This is a genomic window from Streptomyces acidiscabies, assembly GCF_020010905.1.
GTDB classification, from domain to species: Bacteria; Actinomycetota; Actinomycetes; order Streptomycetales; family Streptomycetaceae; genus Streptomyces; species Streptomyces acidiscabies.
Genome location: NZ_JAGJBY010000002.1, coordinates 2,384,742 through 2,407,094, shown reverse-complemented (window position 1 = coordinate 2,407,094; position 22,353 = coordinate 2,384,742). Strand labels below are relative to the sequence as shown.

Here is a 22,353-nt window from a genome sequence, read left to right as displayed (position 1 = left end):
AGGGGGCAACGCCCATGCGTATCACCGCGGACAGGGAGCGGTGCGTCGGCGCCGCGCAGTGCGTGCTGGCCGCGCCCGGCGTCTTCGACCAGGACGAGGAGGGGTTGGTGGCGCCGCTGACGGTGGAGCCGGGTGAGGGGGATCGGCGGGTTGTGCGGCTGGCGGTGGGGCTGTGCCCGGCGTCGGCCATCCGGATCGACGAGGGGTGAGCGGGGAGGGCACGGAGAAGCCGCCGTCCGGGACAACTCGGGCGGCGGCTTCTGTCGGTGTTTCTGTTGGTGTCAATGTCCGGCCGGGGTGCGCCGGTTACTCGAAGAACGCCATGCTGACCGACTGCCGCACCAGGCCCCGCCCCGCCGCGACCGGCGACATCTGGTGCCAGGACGCGGGCGACGCCGAGTAGAACCAGGCGGTGCCTCCCGTCGGGGGCATCGTCGCGGCGGGTCCTGCCGACCTGTCCGGGCCGGACCAGTACTCCTGGTCCCCGCCGCCGTCGGCCGGCCAGTGCTCGTTGAGGTGCAGCGCGAAGGCGAGTCGCTTGTGCTGTTTACCGGCGCTGAGGTCCTCGAAGTCGCCGTCGTAGTGGTAGTACATCTCGGCCCGGCGGTGCAGCCCGGCGGTGTCCACGCCGGTCTCGCGGTTCAGCCAGTCGGTGAACTCGTCGGACAGCAGGTCGGTGACCAGGGCGCGCCAGGGCGCCGCCAACGGGATGTCGTCGGGGGTGATGCCGGTCTTGTTGTCGGAGAACGGCAGGACGGACGAGCGGTAGCGGCGCCGTACGTCAGCACCGGTCGAGGTGTCGATCCGCTGGAACAGGTCCGCGTCCGGCGCGGTGGCGCCGAGGTCCGCCAGGTCGTGCGCGGAGATCAGGCCGGCGCCGCGGAAGTGCCGGAAGGGGTGGTCCCAGGTTTCGAGCCGGACGTCCAGGTTGATCAAGACACGCACCTCTCAGCGGCCGGCTCGGGCGCCGGTTCGGGGATCGGGTTCGGGTTTCGGGTTCGGGTTCGGGTTTCGGGAAGGCCCTGCCAGTTGTCGGGATGGCCCTGCCAGTCTCACCGCCTCGCTTGCCGTGCGATCGCGCGCCGGTTTGCGAAGACCTTGCCGTCCCCCGGCAGCGAACCGACAAGGGGTCGGCAGGGGGCCGCGCGCAGGCTGTGGCCAGGTCGATTCCCGGCGGCCGGCCGGTCGTCACGGGAATCCCGGCTCAACTCCAAGGAGGCACCGTGGTATTGACGCTCGACTCGGCGCTGGAGGAACGCACCCAGCCGTTCCAGCTCTTCCGCGGCCGTGACCTGCTCGACGACGGGCAACTGGTGCAGTTGCTCGCCACCATGCCGACCGCCGATGTCGCGAAGATCGCGGTCGAGGACCCGAAGCACGAGAAGCAGTACCGGATGAACCTGGTGGACCTGGTCGTCCTCGAAGAGGACGCCCCCGTGTTCCCGCGTCTGCCGGCCATCTGGCGCGACCTCGTGGAGGAGCTGCGCGGCGCCGGGTTCACGTCCTGGCTGGAGAAGTCGACTGGGATCGAACTGGCCGGCCTGAAGCGCAGCATCGGCCTCTACACGCACCGCAACGGCGACTACCTGTCGGTGCACAAGGACAAGCCGACCAAGGCGATCACCGTGATCCTCTACCTGAACCGGGACTGGCCCACCGAGGCCGGCGGGCAGTTCCAGATCTTCGCGTCCCCCAAGGCGGGCCCGACGGAGGAGATCAGCCCGGTCGGCGGCCAGTTGCTGGCCTTCCCGCCCACCGACAAGTCGTGGCACGCGGTCTCGAAGATCGAGCACCCGGAGGGCACCGAGCGGATCACGGTCCAGATCGAGTACTGGCTGGACACCGAACTCGCGGGCTCCGCGTACCGGCCGCAGAACTGACCGTCCGGCGCCCGGCACCCACGACGCTGGAACCGAAAGGACCCCCCATGGCAATGACCTCGGACGAGCCCCGGAAGATCCTCGTGATCTGGCCCCCGCAGGTGCTCAGCTACTTCAACGCGGGGCACCACCTCGCGCTGTACCAGGTCGCCGGCCATCTGCGCACCGTCTATCCCGGCGCGCAGGTGACCGCGATCGACGCCAGTGTCGAGCGGCTGACGTGGAAGGACCTCGGCAGCAGGCTCTTCCAGGAGCGGTACGACGTGATCGCCGTGATGAACGAGTTCGACGGCATCGACGGACTGCGGCGACTCGTCTCCTACGCCAGGGCGCTGAACCCGGACGCCCCGATCATCACGTTCGGCAGGCTGTCCGGGGTCAACCCCCGCTTCTTCGAGCGCTTCGACATCGACGCGATCGTGGAGAACGGCGACTTCGAGGCCGGTGTCGGCGCCGCGATCGAGACCTTCCGGGGCCGGGCCACCGAGGCGCCGGGCGTGCACCTGCGGCGCGACGGCGCCTGGGCGGCTCCGAAGCGGCGCGGTGACCTGCTCCCGGCGGAGGACTGGTACCTGCCCACGCCGGACGAGATCCCCTACGCGCAGTACGACGCCCTCTACTTCGACGACGCCAACAAGTTCTGCGGCATCCCGCGCCGCCGCGAACTGGTCGTCCCGGCGGCACGCGGCTGCCCGGTCGGCTGCTCGTACTGCGAGGTGCCGATGATCTACACGAGGAAGGAGCGGCGGATCACGGTCGAGCGGACGCTCCAGTACATCGAGGAGTCGTTCGCCGCGGCGCCGTTCGAGTATGTGGCGTTCTACGCGCCGACGTTCACGCTGGACAAGAAGTGGATGGAGGAGCTCTGCCGGGAGCTGACCGGCCGGGGGTCGCCGTACCCGTGGAAGTGCGCGACGACGATCCACCACCTCAGCGAGGGCATGATCCGGTCGATGGGTGAGGCCGGCTGCGTCCGGATCAGCGTCGGTCTGGAGACGCTGGACCCGGAGGAGAGCGCGTTGCTGCCCCGGGCGAAGCAGAAGTCCGCGATGGACCTCGACCGGCTCTCGGCCTGGTGCAAGGAGTCGGGCATCGAGCTGAACTGCTTCGTCATCGTCGGGCTGCCCGGCACCACGATCGAGGGTGCCGAGCGGACCATCGAGGCCGTCCAGGAGCACGGCGGCCGGGCCCGGCCGACCGTGTACGCCCCCTGGGAGCTGTCGGGCCCCGACCTCCAGGACCACGAGATGGCCGCGTTCAACCGGCAGCTGTTCGTGCCGGGCACTCACGCGCTGACCGACGACGAGCTGGCCCGGGGCTACGACATCATCTTCGGCAGCCAGCCGGACGTCACGCAGGTGTTCGAGAACATCCCGGCCCGCGCCGCCGGCCCGGCCCTGCGACCGGTATGACCGACGAGACGCTCGTGACGGCGCGGGAGGATTCCCCGTTCCGGCGGGAGAGCGCCGGCCGGTTCCGCAACCGGCGGGTCCGGGTCCCCGACGAGATCAACCTGAAGAACTGCGGGCTGCTCGACTCCCGGGCGGCGGCGGTGCACCGGGAGACGCTGGCGTCGTTCGACCCGAACGACGTACTGACCTACCCCATCCTGTGGCCGGTCTACGGGATGCTGGCCGACCGGTTCGGGGTGGACGTCGACTCCCTCGTGCTCACGGCGGGCAGCGATCCCGGGCTGAACCTGCTGACCCGGGCGTTCCCGGAGGTGTCGCGGATCGTCCTCCACCAGCCGAACTTCGACGGGTGGTCGAAGTTCGCGGCGATCTCGGGCTGTGTCCTGGACCCCGTCGCCCCGGACCCCGGAACGGGGCTGTTCGACCTGGGTGACCTGGCGCGGCGGCTGCGTGCGGGAGCGCCGGCGTTCGTCGTCGTCACCACCCCGCACAGCTTCACCGGGCAGGTGCACGGCGCGCGGGAGCTGGCCGAGCTGGCCGCCGTCGTCGCGGAGCACGGCAGTCTCCTGGTCGTGGACACCGCGTATCTGGCGTTCACCGAGGGCGGCGAGGAGCTGGTGCGCGAGCTGGCCGGGCTGCGGCACGTGGTCCGCGTCAACACGTTCTCCAAGTCCTACGGTCTTTCGGGCGCCCGGATCGCGGTGACGGTCGCTCACCCGGCGGTCGCCCGGCACCTGTTCGACCTCGATCCGGAGGGCCCGGTCTCCGCTCTCGCGGTGACCCTGCTGCGGCGTTCGCTGGAGGAACAGGCCGTCTTCACCGGGATCTGGGCCGACGTACGGCGGCTGCGGGAGCGGTTCGCGGCCGACGTCGAGCGCGCGGTGCCCGGCTGGCACGCCCGGCCGAGCGGCGGGAACTTCGTGACCTGGGACGTCCCCGACAGGGCGGCTGCCGGGGCCGCGAGCCGGTACCTCCTGGAGCGGGGCATCGTCGTACGGGACCTGTCCGGCGCGCCGGGACTGCCCGCCGCGCTGCGGATCGCGGTCGCGAACGAGGCCGTCGCCCGTCGGGTCGTCGCCGCCCTGGGCGACTGGCAGCGGGGGGAGGCGGCGTGAGCACCCGCATGAACACCCGGCGGATCGCGGTCCCGGGCCTGCCCAACGTGCGCGACCTGGGCGGGCTGCGCGGTCCCGACGGGGGGTACCTGCGGCGGGGGCTCCTCGTCCGGGGTCCGGCGCCGTCCCCGGACACGGCGCCGGCCCTGGACGAGATGGGCATCCGTACCGTCGTCGATCTGCGCCTGGAGGAGGAACGCCGGGAGTACCGGGGGCCCGAGTGCACCGGGGCGACCGTGCTGCCCCGTCCGGTGGCCGGCGACATGAGCCGGATCCGGGGCAACGTACGGCCCCTGCCCAGCGACTACCTCGCGAACTACCGCGACATGCTGACCCGGGCGGCGCCGGTCGCGGCGGAGATCGTGGAGCTGCTCGCCGACGGGGCCGAGGTGCCCGTCTACATCTGCTGCGCGATGGGCAAGGACCGCACCGGAGTCGTCAGCGGCCTGGTCCTGCGGGCGCTGGGGGTGCGGACGGCGGACGTCGCCCGGGACTACGCCCTGACCGCCCGCGCCTACCGCGCGCTGCGCAGCGCCGATCCCCGACCGGGCTGGACCCGCGAGGCCAGCCTCGCGCAGCTGCGGCTGCGGACCTCCACACCGGCGGCGACGATGCGGGCGCTGATCGCCGGGATCGAAGCCGAACACGGCAGCGTCGCCCGGCTGCTCGCGCTCCACGGACTCCGGGAGGAGACCCGGCTGCGCACGGTCGCCGGCGCGTTCACCCACCCCGTTCACCTGTGAGGAAGAAGACGTGTCCCTCGTCGACATCGAGACCATCAGCCGGGCCGAGCTCGAACAGGATCCGTTCGGGCACGCCGTGATCCCCCGCTCGTTCGTCACGGACGACATCGCCGAGCACCTGCGCGGCGAGTTCAGCGACGTCGGCTTCGAGGAGTCGGAGCGCACGAAGGCGACCCGGTCCGACAAGCAGTACCGGATGTTCAACCGCAACCTCGTCATCGCAGGCGAGGTCGACAAGGACCAGGTGGGCGCGCTCCCCGCGAGCTGGCAGCAGTTCGTCGAGGACGTCGTCTCGGCGCCGTACCGCGCGGCGCTGTCCGCGCTCACCGGTGTGGACCTGGACCCGTGCCTGGTCGAGGCCCGGATGACCCGCTACGCCCGGGGCTGCTGGATCGAGCCGCACACCGACCGCCCGGACAAGGCGGTGACCCACCTCTTCTACTTCAACGACGGGTGGGACCCGGAGTGGAGCGGTGACCTGCGGCTGCTGCGCAGCGCGGACATGGACGACTGCGCGAAGCGGGTGGCGCCGACGACCGGGACGTCCGTCGTGCTCGTCCGCTCGGACCGGTCCTGGCACGGTGTGCCGCCGGTCTCCGAGACGTGTCCCGTGGACCGGCGGGCGCTGCTGGTCCATTTCGTCCGCCCGTGACCCGGTGGACGAAGGGTATGGACGCGCCCGGGAAGCGCACCTACCTGCTGGCCATGACCATCGACTGCGTCGGCAACGGCCTGTGGACCCCGGTCGCGCTGATCTTCTTCTCCCGGGGGCAGCACCTTCCCCTGGCGGACGTCGGTCTCGCGCTGACGGCCGGCGGGCTCCTCGGCCTCCTGACGGGACCGGTGAACGGCCTGCTGGTGGACCGGTGGGGTCCGGCGAACGCGTCCGCCCTGAGCTACGCCGTACGCACCGTGGTCTTCGCGCTGTTCCCGTTCGTCTCCGCCACGTGGCAGGTCGGCGTGCTCGCGGTCGTCGCGGCGGCCGGGGACCGGCTGTTCTGGACGGCCAGTACGCCGCTGCTGGCCCGGCTGGTCCCGGCCGGCGAGCTCATCGGCGTACTGAGCACGGCGAGCGTACTGAAGGTCAGCGGGTGGGCGGCCGGCGGCGCGATCGGCGCGAGTGCCGGGGGCCTGCTGATCGGCAGCACCACGGGCCTGCACCTGGTCGCCTACGCCAACGGTCTGACGTACGTGGCGGCCATGGGCCTGGTGCTCACGGTGCGCCGGCACGTCCGGGCCCGCCCCGAGGCCAAGACCTCGGCGGACGGGCGGGAGTGGCGGTGGCGCGACCTGCGGGACGACCCCGGCTTCCTGCGGCTGTGCCTGCTGACGCTGTTGCTGGCGTTCGTCTCCGACTGTCTGACGGCGATGCTCCCGGTGGTCGCCATCGTGGTGCTGGGGCAGCCGTCGTGGGTGCCGGGCGTGGTGATCGCCGTCTCCTGTGTGGCGATGGCCGTGGCCCGGCGGCCCGCCGTCGCCTACGCGCGGCGCGTCCCCGTCGCACGGGCGCTGCGCCTGGCGACCGGCGCTTTCGGACTGTCGGTCCTCGTCATGGCGCCGTCCGGCTGGGCGGGCCCGGCCACGACCGCCGTCGTGCTGTGCGCGGCGCTGATCGGCACGCTCGGCGACGCGCTGTTCGCCCCGGTCGTCACCACGACCGCGAACGCCGCCGCCCCGGCCGGTCTGGAGGGCCGCTACAACGCGACCTTCCAGACGTCCTTCGGCATCGCGGGCGCGGTCGCCCCGGCGGCCGGGACGGCGCTGCTGGCGCGGGGGAACGCCGTCCTGTGGCTCGGCCTGGCCGTCGTCTGCGCGGTGACGGCCATGGCGGTCGGGTTCCTCACCCGGCCGACGCGGGCGGTTTCGGCGGTCGGGCCGGGGCCGCTGCGGCGGATCGTCGTCGGCGGGATCTCCGGCGCGGGCAAGACGACGCTGGCCTCGTCCCTCGCCCGGACGCTGGACATCCCGCACATCGAGATGGACGCGCTCTACCACGGGCCCGGCTGGACCCACCGCACGGAGTTCCCGGACGACGTGGAGCGCGTCACCCGGGCCCCGGCGTGGATCTGCGACGCCCAGTACCACTGGGTGGTCGGTGACCTGCTCGGCGAGCGCGCCGACACGTTCGTCTGGCTCGACCTGCCCCGCCGGACCGTCATGCGCCGCGTGCTGCGCCGCTCGGTGGTCCGGGCCGCGACCGGCCGGGAGCTGTGGCACGGCAACCGGGAGACCTGGCGGTCGATGCTGCGCAACCCGCACCACCCGCTGCGCTGGGCCTGGTCCCAGCACGCCACCCGGCGGGCCGAGACGGCCGCCTATCTCGCTCTGCACCCCGGCCTCACGGTCGTCCGCCTGACCAGCGCGGGACAAGCGCGGCAGTGGCTGCGCTCGGTCACCCCTTCACCCTTCAGCGCAGGAGGTACCACCATGCAGGACCGTCGGCGAGAACCCGCTCCCGCAGGCGAGCCGCTGCTGGAGATCCACGGCGGGAACCGGCTCTCCGGGTCCGTCCGGACCTCCGGGTTCAAGCACTCCCTGGTCACCATCGCCGCCGCCGCTGCCACCGCGAGCGCGCCGGTGCGCATCCGCAACTGCCCGGACATCGTCGAGACCACGGTGCTGGGCGAGATCTTCCGCGCCACGGGCGCGAGCGCGCACTACGACGGGCCGGCCGAGACGTTCACCGTCGACGCGTCCACGTGGGACTGCGCGGAGCTGCCGGCCGAACTCGTCGGCCGCATCCACGGCTCGCTGTACCTGCTGCCCGCCCTCGTCTCCCGGGGCGGCGCGGCCCGGCTGCCCGCCAGCGGCGGCTGCACGATCGGCGAGGGGCCGCGCGGGAGGCCCGTCGAGCATCTGCTGGACGTGATGGAGCGGTTCGGGGTCACCACCCGGCTCGCGGCGGACGGTTCCGTGGACCTCACGGCGGAGCGGCTCAGGCCGTGCACCATCGACATGCTCGACTACACGCGCAACAAGGCGCTCATGAGCGGGCCGACCTACAGCGGCGCGGTCAAGACGGCGCTGCTGATGGGCGCGGTCACGCACGGCACGACCACCCTGCACCACCCGTACCTCAAGCCCGACGTGACCGACATGGTCACCGTGCTGCGCGACCTCGGCGCCGACATCGAGTTCGCCGGCCCGGAGACGTGGGTGATCCACGGCCGGGGCCCGGAGTCGCTCGACCGTCCCGTCGACGTCACGCTGATCCCCGACCTGATCGAGGTGGTCACCTGGATCTGCGCGGGCGTCCTGCTGGCGGACGAGCCGCTGACGATCACCGGCCCGGGCATCGACCGCGCGGTGCACGCGCTCGCGCCCGAGTTCGACCTCCTGGACCGGATGGGGGTGCGCGTCGACGTCGCCGCCGACGAGGTGACCGTGCACCCGATGGAGAAGCCGCTCAGGCCCGTCGAGTTCACCGCCATGTCGCGGGGCGTGTTCAGCGACAGCCAGCCCTTCTTCGCCCTCCTCGCGGCGTACGCCGAAGGCCCCACCTACATCCGGGAGGCCGTCTGGGAGCACCGTTTCGGCTTCGCCCCGGAGCTGGCGGCGCTCGGCATGCGGACGACGGTCGACGACACGATCCTGCGCGTCGACGGCCCCTGCCCGCCGTACCGGCCCGACGGCGACCTCTACGGCACCGACCTGCGCGCCGCAGCGGTCCTGCTGCTCGCCGCCCTCGCGGTGCCGGGACAGACCTCGCTGCGCAACCACCACCACCTCGCGCGCGGCTACCGCGACCTCGTCGCTGACCTGGTGAAGGCGGGCGCGGACATCCGGCACACGACGGCGCCCGGCGCCCGTCCGCTCAGCAATGGGGGCGTCACCTCCGGCCGGTGACCGAGGCGGCGGTCGCGCGCAGGGCCCGGGCGGTACGGCGCACATCGGCGTGGAGCAGCCGGCCCCCGGACTTCACGACCCGGCCCGCCACCAGGACCGTGTCCACGTTGTGCGGCTGCGCCGCCGTGACCACGGCGGCGACGGGGTCGCGTTCGGCGGTGAGCAGGTTGAGGTCGTCCAGGCGGAGCAGGACGAGGTCGGCCTGCTTGCCGGGGCGCAGCGAACCGATGCGGTCGGCCAGGCCCAGCGCGGCGGCGCCTTCCAGGGTGGCCATCCTCAGGACGTCCGCCGCGGTCGTCCCGGGCTGTCCGGCGAGGTGCGCCGCCCGCATCGTGGAGAACATGTCGCCGGGGCTGAAGGCGACGGTGTCGACGCCGGTGCCGGTGGTGATGCCGGCGCGCTTCAGGCGGCCGGCGTCGTCGCCGGGGGTGGCCGCGGCGGCGGCACCCGAGTCGGCGATCAGCTTCAGCTCGTCGTCGCCGATCCCGTCGAGGTGGGCGTAGAGGGTCTTCCGGCGCAGCAGTCCGGCGTCCCGCAGGGCGGTGACCGGGTGTTCGTTCGCCGGGTTGGCCGCGAGGTGGATCGTCAGCGGCAGGTCCAGTTCGTCGGCGATGCGCCAGTCCCGGGCGACCGTGTCCATCGGCGTGGACAGGGGCCCCAGCGGGGCGTACGCCATGGTGACGAGCGCGGTGTCGTCGGCGAGGCGCTCGCGGACCCGGCGGACGTCGGCAAGGTTCCCGCCGCCGGTGACGTCGACCGGGATGCCGTAGCCGAAGACCGCGCGCAGCCCCGCCTCCTCCAGGGCGTCGACGGCGGCGTCCGCGAGGTCGGGCGAGTACGCGATGTGCGCGAAGTCGAGTTGGGTGGTGATCCCCGCGTCCAGGCACTCCAGCGCGCCGGCCAGGGTCGCGATGTGCACGTCCTGCGGCCGGAACCTGGGGCCGACCCGGTGCAGGAGGCCGAAGTAGGCGTCGAGGCCGGTGTCCACGGACGCGCTGCGCAGCGCCGACTGCCACACGTGCCGGTGGGTGTCGACGAAGCCCGGGAGCACGATGTGGCCGGTGGCGTCGATGATCGCGGCGCCGGGGGCGTGAAGGCCGCGTCCCACGGCGACGATCCGGCCCTCGTCGACCAGGACGTCCGTGTCGGCGCGGGCGGTCGGCTGGGGCTCGGTGTCGATGACGTGACCGCCTCGGATCAGGATGCGGCGGCCCTTCGGCGGGGTGCGCGGGCCCCCGGCGGACGCCGGTGACGCGCTCAGGGGGACCGCTGCCGTGACGGCGGCTGCGGCGGTCAGCAGGTTTCGGCGGGGCAGACGCATGGTCGTCTCCGTTGTCTCGCGAGGGCCGGTGTGGGCGTCACCGGTGGTGCCGCTGTGGTGCCGTAACCCTCTGGTCCGGTCGGGCGGGACAGCCAGGGGACCTCTCTTCCTGGGACTGCCGGTACCAGGTACGCGCCCGGCCGACCGTGTTCACTGAGGCCATGACCACGACGGAACTCGGGCGGGCCCTGCGGCGCTGGCGCGACCGACTCTCCCCCGCCACCGCTGGGCTGCCGGCCCGTGGACAGCGGCGCGCGGCCGGGCTGCGGCGCGAGGAGCTCGCCGAACTCGCCGGGCTGTCCGTCGACTACGTCACCCGCCTCGAACAGGGCCGGTCCACCAACCCCTCCGGACAGGTCGCCGAGGCCCTGGCACGGGCGCTGCGGCTCACGCCGGACGAGCGGGCGTACCTGTTCGGGCTGGCCGGGCTGGTGCTGCCGGGGCCCGAGGTGGTGCCGTCGTACATCCCGCCCAGCGTCCTGCGGCTGCTGGACCGGCTGGTGGACACCCCGGTCGCGGTCACCGACGCCGCCCTGACCGTGCTGATGGCGAACCCGCTGTACCAGGCGCTGCTGGGCGACCTGTCGGGTGCGCGCGGCTTCGAGCGCAACGGCGCGTGGGGGGTGTTCCGGGGCGGGCCCGGCCGGGTCCGGCACACACCGGAGGAACAGCGCGGCCTGGAGATCGGCATGGTCTCCGAGCTACGGTCCGCCGCCGGCCGGTACCCCGCCGACCCCGGCCTGCGGCGGCTGATCGCCGAACTGCGTGCGAGCAGCGAGCGGTTCGCCGAGCTGTGGGAGGCGGGGGTCGTCGGCAGCCTGGAGGTCTCGCGCAAGACGATCGAGCACCCGCAGGTGGGCCCGCTGACGCTGGACTGCAACGTGCTCCGCATGGACGGCAGCGGCCTGCGCATCCTCGGCTACTCGGCCGAACCGGGCACCGAGGACGCCCAGAAGCTGGAGCTGCTGGCGGTGATCGGCATCCAGAGCATGGCCGCCGGGTAGGACCGCCAGTACCAGGCACATCACCACCCCGGCGGGGACAATGGGCGGGTGGACGAGACCCTGGGCACGGCGCTGCGCCGCTGGCGCGACCGGCTTTCCCCCGCCGACATCGGCCGGCCCCCGCAGTCCGGACGCCGCGCGGCGGGGCTGCGGCGCGAGGAACTCGCCGAACTCGCGGGCCTCTCCGTCGACTACGTCGTACGTCTGGAACAGGGCCGTGCCACCAGCCCCTCCGCCCAGGTCGTCGCCAGCCTCGCGCGGGCGTTGCAGCTCCAGCCGCTGGAGCGTGATCACGCCTACCGGCTGGCCGGGCTCCTGCCGCCCCAGGAAGGGACCGTCTCCACGCATGTCCCGGCCGGGGTGCAGCGGATGGTGGCCCGGCTCGGGGACCTCCCGGTGGGAGTGTTCAGCGCCGACTGGACGCTGCTCTCCTGGACGCCCGCCTGGGCGGTCCTCATGGGCGACCCGGGCGCCCGTACCCGCCAGGAGCGCAACCTCACCCGCTCGGTCTTCGCCACCGGACCCGTACGCCTCGCCTCCTGGCCCGTCCTCCACGACGACAACGCCCTCAAGACCGCCCTCGTCGCCGATCTGCGCACGGCCCTCGTCGACTACCCCCGCGACCGGAACCTGGCTGCCCTGATCGACGAACTGCGCGCTACGAGTGCGGAGTTCGCGCGGCTCTGGGACACCGGCGCGGTCGGGCCCCACGACTCCGCGCGCAAGACCGTCGTCCACCCCCAGGTGGGTGAGGTGGTCTGCGACTGCGACGTCCTCACCGTCCCCGGCTGCGACCTGCGCCTCGTCGTGTACACCGTCGCCGCCGGTTCCCCCGACGCGGAGAAACTGGAGTTCCTCCGCGTCACCAACGGCGTCCCCACCGACCCGCCCACGCTGTTCTCCACGCCGTGAGCGGGTGGGCCGTGAAGATGCCCATGCCGATCTTCAGGGAGGCGGGGAGTTCGGCGGCCAGTTCTTCGTGGACCGTCCTTCCGTCCATCCGCCAGGTGATCCGGCGGGCCACGGTGTCGATGCCGATCTCGCAGTAGTGGAACCGGCCGGGCGTCGCGGGCGGGCCGAACAGCGGGTCGCCGACCAGGCGCGTGAAGGGTGCGGCCACCCCGGGGTACGGCAGCTGCTCGCTGACCGCGAAGACGGTGTCGCCGCTCGTGCACAGGTCGTAGACCCTGCCGCCCACCGGATCGCAGAGCACGAAGGCCGCGAACCCGTCCCGGGGGTCGTGCGGCGTCGCGCCGCGCGCCTCGGCCGCGAGCGAGGCGGAGAAGGTGACCGTGCCCGCCTCGGGCAGGGCGAAGTCCTCGGTGGAGAGCACGAGGAACTTGCAGTTGTCGGCCATCTGGAGGGGGTGGCTGCGGGTGAAGCGGTCGACGGCGATGCGGACGGCGCCGTCGCCGAAGGTGGTCTCGGCGCCCGGTTCGTCGGCGACGAAGGCCGTGCCGTCCGGGAGGGGGAAGGTCAGGTGGGACCAGCGGGCGGGGTCGAGGGCCGGGCCGTCGAAGGGGTCGTAGACGGTCGTGGGTCCGGGGGCGGTGGTTGTCATGGGGGTGCCTTGCCTTTCGGGCTGACGGGGTGGTGGGGGGCCGGTGTGGCTTGGGTGGCCGCCTGGTTCACTCTCCGTCGGCTGTACGGGGGCAACCAGTGCCCTCCGTGACGGTGGGACGGCGGGTACCAGGCTTGAAGGTGGTACCGGCGGTCCTGTGGTGGGCCCGTCCCTGGTTCGCGCGGGGCGTCGGGATCATCGTCGGGGGATGAAGACGGCGGGCGTGTCCGTGTCGAGGGGCGGGTGTCCTTCGACGGTCCCGCTCACGGCTGGCTGGTGGTGTCCGCCGTTGCCGGTCCGCCACGCTCCCCCCACGCAGAGAAGCAGGCAACACGATGAACGAACACTCCCGCCAAGCCACCGGCGCGGACGGCGGCTACGTACTCGGCAGTTCGGATCTGGAGCACCAGCGGCTCATGCTCCAGGGGCGGATCCTGCGCCCCTCGACGGAACGGTTCCTGCGGCTGGGCGGTCTGCGGCCGGGCATGTCCGTCCTGGACCTCGGCTCGGGGATGGGGGACGTCTCCATGCTGGCCGCCGAGATCGTGGGGCCCGGCGGCCGGGTCCTGGGCATCGACCGCGACGCCGCCGCCACGGAGAAGGCCCGCCGCCGGGCACGGGACGAGGCCTTCGGCACGAGCCTCGCCTTCGAGGTCACCGAACTCGACGACTTCGACACCTCGGAGCGCTTCGACGCGGTGATCGGGCGTTACGTCCTGCTCTACCAGAAGGACCCCGCGGACCTGCTCCGCCGGTTCACCCGGTTCCTGCGGCCCGGCGGGATCCTGGTGTTCCACGAGGTCGACTTCACCACGCGGAGCCCCAGCTGGCCGCCGAGCCCGGTGTGGGACGAGTGCAACCGGCTGCTCTCGGAGGTGTACTTGGCCACCGGTACGCCCCCTGACTTCGGCCGCCGCCTGAACCGCACGTTCCTCGACGCCGAGCTCCCGGCGCCGGAGATCACGTGCGAGGCCCTCGTGGCGACGGGCCCACACTCACCGCTCGTACCGTGGCTGGCGTACACGCTGCGCAGCGTTGCGCCGGTGTTGGCGGGCGTGGGGTTGGGTCTGCCGGGGGGTCTGGTTGCGGACGAGACTTTGACGCGGAGGCTGGAGGAGGCGGTGTGGGAGGAGGGGAGTCAGGTGTTGGGGGCGTTGCAGTACGGGGCTTGGGCGAGGGTGTTGTGAGGGGGGTGCTGTGAGGGGGGTGCTGTGAGGGGGCCCGCGAGGCGGGGATGCCGCAAGGCGGGGGTCCCGCGAGGCCCGGGGTGCTGCCAGGCCCGGGCCTGTGAGGTGCGCGGGCGCCGCCAGGCCCGAGGCGCCGCCAGGCCCGAGGCGCCGCCAGGCCCGAGGCGCCGCCAGGCCGAGGCGCCGCCAGGCCCGGAGGCGCCGCCAGGCCCGAGGCGCCGCCAGGCCCGAGGCGCCGCCAGGCCGAGGCGCCGCCAGGCCCGAGGCGCCGCCGCCAGGCCCGAGGCGCCAGCCAGGCGCCGCCAGGCCCGAGGCCAGCCGCCAGGCCCGCCAGGAGGCCGCCAGGCCCGAGGCGCCGCCAGGCCCGAGGCGCCGCCAGGCCCGAGGCGCCGCCAGGCCCGAGCTGTGAGGTGCGCAGGGTGCCGTGAGGCGGGGGCTGTGCGGCGTGCGGGTGTCGGTCGTTCGCGGGGGTCACATCATGCGTTCAGGAACCGCTCCCCCAGGTACTCGCCCGGCCCCGGGGCCGGAGGGATGTACGCGAGCGCCGATGCCCGGTGTTCCGTGTACGGGTGCAGGTCGTCCCTGGTCGTAAGGCGTTCCTGGACCCGGGTGAAGAGGGCGGGGTCGCACATGTAGGCGAGGAAGAGGAGGCCCTGGTCGGCGGGGCCGTTGTCGTACGTGTAGCCCCGGCGGAGCATCCGCGCGCCACCGTCGTAACGAGGGCTGGCGGCGCGGACATGGGCGTGGAGCGGCGTCGTGTAGCGGCCTTCGGGGGTCTTGGAGAAGACGTCCACGTCGTCGTGCTCGTGACGGCGGCCGAGGGGAGCGCCGGAATCCCGGTGACGGCCGATGGTCTGTTCCTGGGTGGCGAGGGGAAGGCTCGTGAACTCCTTCACCTTCAGGTGGATGCGGCGGACCACCAGGTACGTCGCGTCGTCCGTCCAGATCCAGCGTTCGCGTTCCTCGGGGGTCGGGTTCTCCGTACCGTCCTTGAAGCCGAGGAGGTTGCGGGGGGTTTGGCCGGGCTGCGTCGGGGGGAGGTGGGCGGGCTGGCGCCAGCGGGTACGAAAGGTACCGGTGGCCTCGGCCAGGAGGGCGGTGGCCTGGGCGGTGAGGGCCGCGGGGGTGGGGGCGCAGAGCTGGAGGACCAGGTCGGCGGTCCTGTGGGTGAGGTTGTCGCCGGGGAACGGGGGAAGCTCCCGCAACAGTTCGGGGGGCGTACGGCCGAGGCGCGCGAGGAGGGTGGGTCCGAAGCCGAGGGTCGAGGTGAGCGCGGGGTCCTCGGGGTGCTGGAGGAGGGGGGTCCACCGGGTGAGGGCACGGGTGAGGGCCTCGGCCGCCGCCTTGCCGGTCAGGTGGGGAGCCAGATCCAGGGCGAGGACCAGGGCGGAACGCTGCTGAGGGGTGACGATGCCCTGCTGGCGGCGGGGGGACGGGGGTTCGGTGCCGGGGGCGGGGGGCGGGAAACGTGTACAGCCGCTGACCGCGACCACACCGAGGCCTGCTGCGGCACTGATCAGGAGAGTCCGGCGGGAGGGGCTGTCGGGGGGCGGGCTTTGGAGGGTTGGGCCTTCGGAGGCTGGGTCCTCGGGGGTTCGGTCTTGGAGGGCTGGGCCTTGGAAGACTCCGCCTTCGGAGGCTGGGCCCTCGGAGGCTGGGCCCTCAGGGGCTCGGTCTTGGAGGGCCCGGCCTTCACGGGCTAGGGCCTCGGGGGCCGAGCTTTGAGGAGCCGACCCTTCGAAGGCTACGTCTTCGGGGGCTGAGCCCTCGGGGGCTCGATCTTCGCGGGCTAGGCCCTCGGGGGTCGGGCCCTGAGGAACCGGCCCTTCGCGGGCTGCGTCTTCGAGAGCTGTCTCTTCGAGGGCTGAACCTGGCGCTGGGGGGAGGGTCTCTTCGCTCATGGGAATCGGTCGGACGATACCCGCGCAACCCTCCCCAACCAGGGCATTACCGGGTACGTGTCCTCAGCGCCGCCCGCACCGCGTCCAGGTCCGCGCCGGCCGGCCGGTTGTGCGGCAACTTGCCCAGCACCGCAGCCATCCCGCACGTATCCGTCACCGCCGAGAACACCAGCCCCGACGCTATCCCGGCGGACAACAGACGGAACGACCTGTGCGTCACCGCGCCCAACGCAAGACCGGCAAGAACCGTCGCACCCGCCGTGAAACGAACCTGGCGCTCCATCGACCACGTACGACGGCCGTCCGACTCGCTCAGGGGATGCCCCTGAGCGACCCAGGCCGTCGTACCACCGGCAAGGTTCACCGCAGGGATGCCGTGCTCCGCGAGGAGGTCGCATGCCTGCGAAGAACGGTTACCGGAGGCGCAGACGACGAGAAGCGCGCCGCGCGACGCCGCTTCCCGCAGATCGGGGAGGGTCTCGGCAAGGTGGTCCAGGGGAATGTTCAGGGCGCCGGGAACGTGACCGCCGGCGTACTCACCGGGAGTACGGACATCGACGACGGCGAAATCCCCGAGACGGGCATACGCCTCGCCGGGGTTGAGGACAGTGGTCGCGGCTTCGGTGATGCTCATGGCGGATGTGATCCTTGAGGTTCGAGGTGTCGCCTTCCGGCGACGTACAGTACCCCTAGGGGTATTGGACGAGTGTGTGGGAGTCGTAGTGGAGCTGGATCTCAAAGGCGACGATCTGAAGTCCGTCCTGAACCGCCTGCGCCGGGCCCAGGGCCAGATCACGGGAGTCATCCGCATGATCGAGGAGGGCCGCGACTGCGAGGAGGTCGTAACCCAACTGGCAGCAGCGTCCCGCGCCCTGGACCGCGCCGGGTTCGCGATCATCGCGACGGGTTTGCAGCAGTGCGTGGCCGACATCGAGTCGGGCCGCAGAAGCGGAGAGGACGCAGACGCGATGAAGGCACGCCTGGAGAAGCTGTTCTTGTCGTTGGCGTGAGGGGGTGGGGGTGAGGGGGTTGCGCAAACGGTTGCTACCGGATTGCGGGAGCGACTGGCGGGCCAGGGTCGTGTAAACGGTTGCTACCGGGTTGCGCGAGCGGCTCGCGGACCGGGGTCATGTAAACGGTTGCCGACGAGTTGCACGCGACGCTGCCACCCGAGGTTGTGCAAACGATTGCTACCAGGTTGTGGGATCGGCTCGCGTACCCAGGTTGCGCAAACGGTTACTGGCGAGTTGTACCGGCGACCGATGCCCGGGAGTTGTGCAACCGGTTGCTGTTGCGTTGTACCGGTGACCGGGGGGCTGGAGTTATACAACCGGTTGCTGCTGCGTTGCACCAGCCGTCGACGACCAGGGTTGTGTAAGCGGTTGCCGACAAGTCGCGCGCACGATCACCGCCCCGCGTTGCGTAAACGGTTGCTACACAACCCCGTCCAGCAACATCACCCCCGCCACCCCCAGCAGCACCCACGCGAACGCCCTCTGCAACCCCGGCCCCGAAAACCTCGCCGAGAGGCGACGCCCGTCCCACGCACCCAACAGCGCCGCACCGGCGAACGGTGCGATGCGGGACCAGTCGAGCCCCTGGACCGTACCGGCGCGCAGGGCAAGGGCGGCGAGTGAGTTCACGGTAATGACGAGGAGGCTCGTACCGACAGCCGCCCGCATCCGCAGACCAAGGACGCTGACCAGCGCCGGAACCGCGAGGAAACCACCACCGACCCCAAGAACACCGGTCACGGCTCCAAGCCCGGCACCGGCGACGGAGGCGCGGACGGGGTGTACGGGAGTGGAGGCACGGGCGGGTTGCACAGGCGCCAAGGCGCGGGCGCCATCCGCAGGGGCCGAAGCACGGTCAGGGCGTACGGAGGTGGAGGCGCGGGGCGTTTTCTCCGGGCGCCCCCGCAATCGTCGTAGCACCGGAGGCCGGCTCAGCCACCGCAGCACCACCGCCGAACGCCCACTCAGACGTCGCAGCACCTCCGCCAGACGCCGCAGCATCACCGGACTCCCGCCCGGCCCTCGCGGCACCTCCGCCGTACGCCCGCCCAGTCGCCGCAGCACCGCCGGGCCCCTGTCCGGTCCTCGCAGCACCTCCGCCGCACGCCCACCCAGTCGCCGCAGCATCTCCGGACGCCCGCCCAGTCGCCGCAGCACCGCCGAGCCCCCGCCCAGCCCTCGCAGCACCTCCGCCGCACGCCCACTCGGCCGCCCCGCCTCCCCCGGAACCCCCCGCGACCGCCGCAGCGCACGCACCCGCACCCCCAACATCCGCAACCCCGCCGCCACAGCCACCACCGCGAACGCCAACGTCAGCACCCGCCCCGGCAACCGCGCCGCCAACAGCCCACCCAGCATCGCCGGCACGACACCGGCCGCCGCGAACAGCAACCCGGTGCGCCACTGAACGTGCCCGTCACGTGCGTGCGCGCTCAGTGCCGTGGCCGAGGTGACGGCGACGATGACGAGGCTCGCGGTGGTCGCGGCGACGGGAGTGAACCCGAGAAGGTAGATCAATGCCGGTACGGCGAGAACACTGCCACCACCACCGAGCGCACCGAGGGCAAGCCCCACGACGGCTCCGGCGAGGAGGGCAAGAACAGTGACGGTCACTGCGCGGCCCCCACAGAGGTGATCGCCTGAAGCGCTCTGCGAGGGCTAGGCCACGCCACACACATCGAACCGCAAGGGCTCGGCCACGTCACACCCACGGGACCACGAGTCCTCGGCCACACACGCATCGAACCGCGAGGACTCGACCGCGTAACGCCCACAGGACCACGAGTCCTCGGCCACACACGCATCGAACCGCGAGGGCTCAACCCTGTCCCGCCCACCGGACCGCGACCACTCGGCCGCGTCGCCGGGCCACAAGGGCTAGCCAACGCCAGCCGCGCCGAACCACGAACACCCGCTAGCAGAAAGCCAGTTGATCCACGACCACCCACTCCGAAGCCCGGAAAAACATCCACCCCCACCTCAAACCCCCCGCACCACAAGCCCCGCAGCCTCTGCCGCCGCGAACCCATCGTCCACGGCGACGACTTGACGCCCCGCCGCATCCAACAGCGACGCGCCGATCGCGGCACGCATCCCACCCGCACAGTGGACCCAGACCTCCCCGTCGGGTATCTCGGACAGCCGCCGAGGAAGGGTGTGCAGGGGAATGTGAAGGGACCCGGCAAGATAACCGCCCGCCGCGCGTTCCGAGTCACGACGAACGTCGAGAACGACCAACCCGGCTCCACCCTCGGCGAGTTCAGCGAACCGAGCACGCCGGAACGACACCGGACGCTCCCCGCCCCGAAGCCAGTCCCCAGGCCCCCCGATCGCCGCAGCAGCCGGACGATCGATCCCCACCCGAGCCAACTCCCGCTGAGCCCGCTCCAGTTGCCCAGCAGACTCGGCAAGGAGCGTGACCGGCTTCCCCCACGGCACCAACCACCCCAGATACGTGGCGAGTTGCCCGTCCGCCTCGAAGTTGAACGCCCCCGCGACATGCCCTTCGGCAAAGGCGACCCGATGCCGGAGATCGACCACCCACTCCCCCGCATCGAGCCGCGCAGCGATCTCACCAGGATCGGCAACTGCGGCCGGACTGAGGTCGATCGGAGCGGGCCCGGCCGAATTCACCGGCCCCATGTGGACGTAGTACGCGGGTATGTCATCGAGCCCGGCAAGCAACTCCCGTACGAACACGTCGACTTCACAGGTCAACGCAAGGTTGGACACCTTCTCGGCCCCGACGGTCGTACGCCCTTCGGCCCCCGACCCCGACGAACAGAAGCTCCCGAACCCGTGCGTGGGCAACACCTCGGCCTCGTCGGGGAGTTCGGCGACGATCCGCCGAGCGGACGCGAACTGCTCCCGCGCCAGCCCCTCGGTCAACCGGGGTTCGACGAGGTCAGGCCGCCCGACGGTCCCGATGAGCAGCGACCCGCCACTGAACACGGCGACGGAGACCCCGTCCGCCTCCAGCACGTACGAGGTGTGATGCGGAGTGTGCCCCGGCGTCGCCATCGCCCGCAGCACCAACCCGGCGTCGACGTCCGTACGGTCCCCGTCCCGAACGGCGGTCCGCGCATACGCCACCCGCGCCCCGTCCGGCACGAGGTACTCCGCACCGGTCAGCCGGGCAAGCTCCAGCCCGCCGGAGACGTAGTCGTTGTGCACATGCGTCTCGACGACACGCGCGATCCGCACCCCGCGCCGGGCCGCCGCCTCGATCACCCGGTCGACGTCACGCGGCGGATCGACGACAACCGCCGTCCGCGCACCACCCGCCAGATAGCCCCGATTACCGAGGCCGGGCACCTCGACGGCATCAATGAAGAACACGTGGACCACGCTCCTTGCGCTCAGAAATTACCCCCGGGGGTATGCAAAAAACCGTAGCACACGTACCCCCGGGGGTATCTGGCACACAGAGGCCCCCGCAGTCCCGGCCTCGAACGCTCCCGAGGCGGCCTGACAGGCGGCCGGGATAGCGGACGGTCAGCCGTCGGCTGGCTCTGCGGCGCTTGTCCGCCAGCTGTCCCACCCACGGCACAACACATAAGCCGCTATGACCACCACCACGAGGCACAAATCGATCACACCGGACGCGCGGGCCTCATTCACGTCGCCCACCACCGCGGCGAAGACGACGAGCGCGGTCTTCTGGCCGATGACCAGCTCCCACACCCCCCGATGGGCCCTCGGTGCCGCCGCGAGAAGGGCGAACAGTCCCGCGAAGACCAGGAAGGCGGATGTGCGCCAGGCCTCCACCCAGATGCGGGAATCGGGCGCGTCCCTCGCGAGCGTGATGCCGAGGATGAACGCCCCGACGGTCGAGAGCGCCGCGAGGACGAGCAGCCCGCGACCGATCCTGTCTGCCAGAACTGTGGGGCCATGGCCGGTGCGCGCGGCGTCTTCGACCTTCATGACAACCTCCTGCGTGTGCTGCGGAAACGCGTGGGGAGTGAGCGGGGGCGCGGCTGTCGCGCTACGGCGTCAGCACGACCTTTCCGGCGACCGTGCCGGATTCGGCCAGCCGCAGGGCTTCGGCGGTGCGGCTGAGCGGCAACCGGGTGGCGATCTGCGCGGTGATGTCACCGCGCCGGAGGGCTGCGAAGACCTGGGTGAGGTCGGCGCGCAACCTGGCCCGGAAGCGGTTCCTTGCCAGTGCCCGCCCGGCCCAGACGTTGAAGAAGTAGGCCCGGCGGCGGTTGGGCAGCGCGTTCCACAGCCAGACCCGGCCGAGCAGCTTGAACACGGGCCACTGCTTGGATCCCTCGTCGTCCCGGGTGGAGGCGCTGCCGTAGGAAACGAGCGTGCCGCCGGGCGCGAGGAGGCGCCAGGAGTCGATGATGCCCCGGCCGCCGACATGGTCGAAGACGGCGTCCACCCCACCCGGGGCGAGCTCGCGGACCCGTGCGGCGACATCCCCGGTGCGGTAGTCGACGGGGAAGACGCCCCGTTCCCGCAGAGCGTCGTGGTGGCGCGCCGACGCCGTGCCGATCACCTTCACACCCACGGCCTGCGCGAGCTGGACCAGGACCGAGCCGACGCCGCCGCCTGCGCCGTGCACCAGGATGGTCTGCCCCTCGCGGACGCGCGCCTTGCGGTGCAGCATCTGCCAGGCGGTGATGCCGTTGACCACCATGGTCTCGGCCTCCGCCGCGCCGATCCCGTCGGGGACCTTCACCACGTCCGCCGCGTCGACGAGCACGTGACTGGCCCAGCCTCCGACCTTGACCAGCGCGGCCACCCGGGTTCCGGCCAGGCCCGGTTCGACACCCCGGCCGGTCGCCAGCACTGTGCCGACCAGGTCGTAGCCGGGTACGAAGGGGAACGCCGGCTGGTCGTAGTAACGGCCGCGGCGCATCTGCTGCTCGGCGAAGGAGATCCCGGTCGCCTCCATCCGGATCAGGACCTGCCCCTGACCGGCGACGGGGACGGCTCCCTGCCGGATCTGAAGCCCTTCCGGCTCCACCGTGCCCGGCAGGACGACCTCTACGAGTCCTTCGGCGTTCATGACGACCTCCACTGCGCCCCGCATCGGACAACTAGGTTTCGCGTTCGTTAGAGGCTATAACCCAAGAGGAGCGAGTGTCAATAACCTTAGTGACAGCCTCTAACTGCATCGCCACGGCGGAGATGGGGGCGACGACCCCGCGCGAGCGCTATCGCACGCAGGTGCACGCGGAGATCAAGGAACGCGCGTGGGAGCAGATCGCCACGACGGGACATCCGCACTCAGAGACGCGCACCGCAGCCTTGCCGACGGCGCCGGCGGCTGCTCGCGGTCATCGACGCGGGCGATGCACCGCGCGGCGAGGCACCGCTCGCACCACAACCCGGAGCAAGCGATCTCTACGGTTTACTGGA

19 protein-coding genes and 3 pseudogenes are annotated in these 22,353 nt (G+C 72.0%); 12 read left to right on the top strand and 10 right to left on the bottom strand.

Features of this window, described 5'->3' with window-relative positions:
- The first annotated feature begins 14 nt into the window (after positions 1 to 14).
- A complete protein-coding gene (locus J8M50_RS37550; protein ID WP_010359194.1) occupies positions 15 to 209 on the top strand; it encodes a ferredoxin in 195 nt (64 codons plus the stop codon).
- A gap of 97 nt (positions 210 to 306) precedes the next feature.
- Here the strand turns inward: J8M50_RS37550 and J8M50_RS37545 are convergent, their stop codons facing one another.
- Entirely contained in the window at positions 307 to 936 is a 630-nt protein-coding gene (locus J8M50_RS37545; protein ID WP_029184516.1) for a 2OG-Fe(II) oxygenase, read from the bottom strand.
- 287 nt (positions 937 to 1,223) lie between these two features.
- Between J8M50_RS37545 and J8M50_RS37540 the strand changes: the two genes are divergently transcribed.
- Genes J8M50_RS37540 through J8M50_RS37515 form a run of 6 tightly spaced genes read left to right on the top strand, consistent with a single transcriptional unit; the run spans position 1,224 to position 8,996 of the window.
- Entirely contained in the window at positions 1,224 to 1,880 is a 657-nt protein-coding gene (locus J8M50_RS37540; protein WP_158002832.1) for a 2OG-Fe(II) oxygenase, read from the top strand.
- A 47-nt stretch (positions 1,881 to 1,927) separates the two neighbouring features.
- A complete protein-coding gene (locus J8M50_RS37535; protein ID WP_079195677.1) occupies positions 1,928 to 3,292 on the top strand; it encodes a B12-binding domain-containing radical SAM protein in 1,365 nt (454 codons plus the stop codon).
- Positions 3,289 to 4,407 carry an aminotransferase class I/II-fold pyridoxal phosphate-dependent enzyme gene (locus tag J8M50_RS37530; RefSeq protein WP_010359189.1) on the top strand — a complete coding sequence of 373 codons (1,119 nt, stop codon included), beginning with the start codon at positions 3,289 to 3,291 and terminating at the stop codon, positions 4,405 to 4,407. The genes J8M50_RS37535 and J8M50_RS37530 overlap by 4 nt, the downstream gene beginning before the upstream one ends.
- Positions 4,404 to 5,150 (top strand): tyrosine-protein phosphatase, encoded by a 747-nt coding sequence (locus J8M50_RS37525; RefSeq protein WP_010359188.1) that lies wholly within the window; start codon positions 4,404 to 4,406, stop codon positions 5,148 to 5,150. Before J8M50_RS37530 ends, J8M50_RS37525 begins: the two co-directional genes overlap by 4 nt.
- Positions 5,151 to 5,160: 10 nt before the next feature.
- On the top strand, positions 5,161 to 5,802 hold the full coding sequence (locus J8M50_RS49845; RefSeq protein WP_010359186.1) for a 2OG-Fe(II) oxygenase: 642 nt from the start codon (positions 5,161 to 5,163) through the stop codon (positions 5,800 to 5,802).
- 17 nt (positions 5,803 to 5,819) lie between these two features.
- Entirely contained in the window at positions 5,820 to 8,996 is a 3,177-nt protein-coding gene (locus J8M50_RS37515) for a carboxyvinyltransferase (protein ID WP_010359185.1), read from the top strand.
- Here the strand turns inward: J8M50_RS37515 and J8M50_RS37510 are convergent.
- A complete protein-coding gene (locus J8M50_RS37510) occupies positions 8,980 to 10,317 on the bottom strand; it encodes an amidohydrolase family protein (protein WP_010359184.1) in 1,338 nt (445 codons plus the stop codon). The two genes, J8M50_RS37515 and J8M50_RS37510, sit on opposite strands and share 17 nt — an antisense overlap.
- 161 nt (positions 10,318 to 10,478) lie before the next feature.
- Between J8M50_RS37510 and J8M50_RS37505 the strand changes: the two genes are divergently transcribed.
- Complete coding sequence (locus tag J8M50_RS37505) at positions 10,479 to 11,321, top strand: helix-turn-helix transcriptional regulator (protein ID WP_029184515.1); 843 nt, start codon at positions 10,479 to 10,481, stop codon at positions 11,319 to 11,321.
- Positions 11,322 to 11,369: 48 nt separating this feature from the next.
- Entirely contained in the window at positions 11,370 to 12,233 is an 864-nt protein-coding gene (locus J8M50_RS37500; RefSeq protein WP_010359182.1) for a helix-turn-helix transcriptional regulator, read from the top strand.
- On the opposite strand, the gene J8M50_RS37495 is transcribed toward J8M50_RS37500, so the two are convergent.
- Positions 12,184 to 12,882 carry a DUF6081 family protein gene (locus J8M50_RS37495; protein ID WP_010359181.1) on the bottom strand — a complete coding sequence of 233 codons (699 nt, stop codon included), beginning with the start codon at positions 12,880 to 12,882 and terminating at the stop codon, positions 12,184 to 12,186. The genes J8M50_RS37500 and J8M50_RS37495 overlap by 50 nt on opposite strands.
- A gap of 335 nt (positions 12,883 to 13,217) precedes the next feature.
- Here J8M50_RS37495 and J8M50_RS37490 point away from each other — a divergent pair, with 335 nt between their 5' ends.
- Positions 13,218 to 14,069 (top strand): class I SAM-dependent methyltransferase, encoded by an 852-nt coding sequence (locus J8M50_RS37490; protein ID WP_010359180.1) that lies wholly within the window; start codon positions 13,218 to 13,220, stop codon positions 14,067 to 14,069.
- A 476-nt stretch (positions 14,070 to 14,545) separates the two neighbouring features.
- Here the strand turns inward: J8M50_RS37490 and J8M50_RS37485 are convergent, their stop codons facing one another.
- Together J8M50_RS37485 and J8M50_RS37480 are read right to left on the bottom strand one after the other, a co-directional pair.
- Complete coding sequence (locus J8M50_RS37485; RefSeq protein WP_010359296.1) at positions 14,546 to 15,562, bottom strand: Dyp-type peroxidase; 1,017 nt, start codon at positions 15,560 to 15,562, stop codon at positions 14,546 to 14,548.
- A 454-nt stretch (positions 15,563 to 16,016) separates the two neighbouring features.
- Complete coding sequence (locus J8M50_RS37480) at positions 16,017 to 16,604, bottom strand: rhodanese-like domain-containing protein (protein WP_010359297.1); 588 nt, start codon at positions 16,602 to 16,604, stop codon at positions 16,017 to 16,019.
- 88 nt (positions 16,605 to 16,692) lie between these two features.
- Between J8M50_RS37480 and J8M50_RS37475 the strand changes: the two genes are divergently transcribed.
- Positions 16,693 to 16,980, top strand: a complete 288-nt coding sequence (locus J8M50_RS37475) for a metal-sensitive transcriptional regulator (protein WP_010359299.1) — start codon at positions 16,693 to 16,695, stop codon at positions 16,978 to 16,980.
- 423 nt (positions 16,981 to 17,403) lie between these two features.
- On the opposite strand, the pseudogene J8M50_RS37470 reads toward J8M50_RS37475, so the two are convergent.
- From J8M50_RS37470 to J8M50_RS37450, 5 genes and pseudogenes are all read right to left on the bottom strand, one after another.
- A pseudogene (locus J8M50_RS37470) lies at positions 17,404 to 17,835 on the bottom strand (TSUP family transporter); the annotation flags it as partial.
- 285 nt (positions 17,836 to 18,120) lie between these two features.
- A pseudogene (locus J8M50_RS37465) lies at positions 18,121 to 18,597 on the bottom strand (TSUP family transporter); the annotation flags it as partial.
- Between the two features lie 366 nt (positions 18,598 to 18,963).
- Positions 18,964 to 20,322, bottom strand: a complete 1,359-nt coding sequence (locus tag J8M50_RS37460) for an MBL fold metallo-hydrolase (protein ID WP_010359301.1) — start codon at positions 20,320 to 20,322, stop codon at positions 18,964 to 18,966.
- Positions 20,323 to 20,478: 156 nt separating this feature from the next.
- Complete coding sequence (locus J8M50_RS37455; protein WP_010359302.1) at positions 20,479 to 20,907, bottom strand: hypothetical protein; 429 nt, start codon at positions 20,905 to 20,907, stop codon at positions 20,479 to 20,481.
- 61 nt (positions 20,908 to 20,968) lie between these two features.
- Complete coding sequence (locus J8M50_RS37450; protein WP_029184536.1) at positions 20,969 to 22,000, bottom strand: medium chain dehydrogenase/reductase family protein; 1,032 nt, start codon at positions 21,998 to 22,000, stop codon at positions 20,969 to 20,971.
- A gap of 122 nt (positions 22,001 to 22,122) precedes the next feature.
- On the opposite strand from J8M50_RS37450, the pseudogene J8M50_RS37445 reads away from it, so the two are divergent.
- Positions 22,123 to 22,212, top strand: a pseudogene (locus J8M50_RS37445) (TetR/AcrR family transcriptional regulator); the annotation flags it as partial.
- Positions 22,213 to 22,353: the final 141 nt, after the last annotated feature.

Bases quoted from the DNA above. Each gene is read 5' to 3' on its own strand.
- J8M50_RS37550 (WP_010359194.1), top strand. From the start codon at position 15: ATGCGTATCACCGCGGACAGGGAGCGGTGCGTCGGCGCCGCGCAGTGC.
- J8M50_RS37535 (WP_079195677.1), top strand. From the start codon at position 1,928: ATGGCAATGACCTCGGACGAGCCCCGGAAGATCCTCGTGATCTGGCCC.
- J8M50_RS37530 (WP_010359189.1), top strand. From the start codon at position 3,289: ATGACCGACGAGACGCTCGTGACGGCGCGGGAGGATTCCCCGTTCCGG.
- J8M50_RS37515 (WP_010359185.1), top strand. From the start codon at position 5,820: ATGGACGCGCCCGGGAAGCGCACCTACCTGCTGGCCATGACCATCGAC.
- J8M50_RS37510 (WP_010359184.1), bottom strand. From the start codon at position 10,317: ATGCGTCTGCCCCGCCGAAACCTGCTGACCGCCGCAGCCGCCGTCACG.
- J8M50_RS37505 (WP_029184515.1), top strand. From the start codon at position 10,479: ATGACCACGACGGAACTCGGGCGGGCCCTGCGGCGCTGGCGCGACCGA.
- J8M50_RS37495 (WP_010359181.1), bottom strand. From the start codon at position 12,882: ATGACAACCACCGCCCCCGGACCCACGACCGTCTACGACCCCTTCGAC.
- J8M50_RS37490 (WP_010359180.1), top strand. From the start codon at position 13,218: ATGAACGAACACTCCCGCCAAGCCACCGGCGCGGACGGCGGCTACGTA.
- J8M50_RS37480 (WP_010359297.1), bottom strand. From the start codon at position 16,604: ATGAGCATCACCGAAGCCGCGACCACTGTCCTCAACCCCGGCGAGGCG.
- J8M50_RS37455 (WP_010359302.1), bottom strand. From the start codon at position 20,907: ATGAAGGTCGAAGACGCCGCGCGCACCGGCCATGGCCCCACAGTTCTG.
- J8M50_RS37450 (WP_029184536.1), bottom strand. From the start codon at position 22,000: ATGAACGCCGAAGGACTCGTAGAGGTCGTCCTGCCGGGCACGGTGGAG.